The 1,455-nt window shown below is 58.5% G+C and carries 2 protein-coding genes and 1 pseudogene; all 3 read right to left on the bottom strand.

Features of this window, described 5'->3' with window-relative positions; genetic code table 11:
* A pseudogene (locus tag AC1DLB_RS29815) lies at nt 1-267 on the bottom strand (putrescine ABC transporter permease PotI); the annotation flags it as partial.
* Nucleotides 264-1,145 (bottom strand): ABC transporter permease subunit, encoded by an 882-nt coding sequence (locus tag AC1DLB_RS29810; RefSeq protein ID WP_167331203.1) that lies wholly within the window; start codon nt 1,143-1,145, stop codon nt 264-266. The gene AC1DLB_RS29810 and the pseudogene AC1DLB_RS29815, both read right to left, overlap by 4 nt.
* Nucleotides 1,146-1,174: 29 nt before the next feature.
* Nucleotides 1,175-1,455, bottom strand: a 281-nt coding sequence (locus AC1DLB_RS29805; protein WP_477786267.1) for a TOBE domain-containing protein, incomplete at its 5' end; no start/stop codon positions are given.

The raw sequence follows: 1,455 nt of genomic DNA, 5'->3' as shown, positions 1-1,455 counted from the left end.
CGTCACACGTGTCAGCACGAACGCCGCCAATGTACCGAGCGCCACCGCGGCAATCGCCGTGTAGCAGGCGATTTCCAGCGAGCGCACCACCGAGCCCATCAGTTGCGTGTTGTCGAGCAGGCCGACATACCACTTCACCGACCAGCCGCCCCACACCRTCACCAGCTTCGAGGCGTTGAACGAGTAGATCACCAGAATCAGCATCGGCAGGTAGATAAACGACAGGCCGAGCACCAGCATCAATCGTGAAAATCCGAAACGGTTCATCCCCGTCCCTCCATCTCTTTGGCCTGGCTACGGTTGAACAGCAGAATCGGCACAATCAGGATCGCCAGCATCACCACCGCCAGGGCGGACGCCACCGGCCAGTCGCGGTTGTTGAAGAACTCCTGCCACAGCACGCGGCCGATCATCAGGGTTTCCGGGCCACCCAACAGTTCCGGAATCACGAACTCACCGACCACCGGAATGAACACCAGCATGCAGCCTGCGATGATCCCGTTCTTGGCCAGCGGAACCGTGATTTTCCAGAAGTTGTTGAAGTTGCTTGAGCCCAGGTCCGACGCGGCTTCCAGCAGGCTGCCATCGTGCTTCACCAGGTTGGCGTACAGCGGCAGCACCATGAACGGCAGGTACGCGTAGACCACCCCGATGTACACGGCGGTGTTGGTGTTGAGGATCTCGATAGGCTGCGATGTGAGCCCGGTCCACATCAGGAAGGCATTGAGCAATCCGTTGTTGCTGAGGATGCCCATCCACGCATACACGCGGATCAGGATCGCGGTCCAGGTCGGCATCATGATCAACAGCAGCAAGACGTTTTGCGCTTCCTTGCTGGCCTTGGTGATCGCATAAGCCATCGGGAAACCGATCACCAGGCACATCAGCGTGCTTAAGAATGCGACCTTCAACGAGCCGAAGTAAGCCGAGATGTACAGCTCATCCTCGGTCAGCAGCGAGTAGTTGCCGAGGTTCAGCAGCAGCTGGAATTTCTGTTCGGCGAAGGTGTAAATCTCGGAGTAGGGCGGAATGGCCAGGGCTGCTTCCGAGAAGCTGATCTTCATCACCAGGAAGAACGGCAACAGGAAAAACAGGCACAGCCACAGGAATGGAATGCCGATGACCATTTTGCGGCCACTGGGCACCAGGCGCAGGAACTGCTGATTGAAGGTTCTCATGAGCGCAGTACCACGCCGCTGTCGTCTTCCCACCACACGTAGACCTGATCGTCCCATGTCGGGCGTGCGCCACGGCGTTCGGCGTTGGCCATGAACGACTGGACGATCTTGCCGCCAGGCAGCTCCACATAAAACACCGAGTGGCCACCGAGGTAGGCGATGTCATGCACCTTGCCTTCGGACCAGTTGTAGCGGGTCTCGGGCTTGAGGGTGCTGACCAGCATTTTTTCCGGGCGGATAGCGTAGGTGATCGACTTGTCCTGCACCGAGGTACTCA

This window comes from Pseudomonas sp. 05N434 (genome assembly GCF_056396965.1).
Note: the sequence above shows the minus strand (reverse complement) of the source record. Positions and strands in the feature narration are given on the sequence as shown.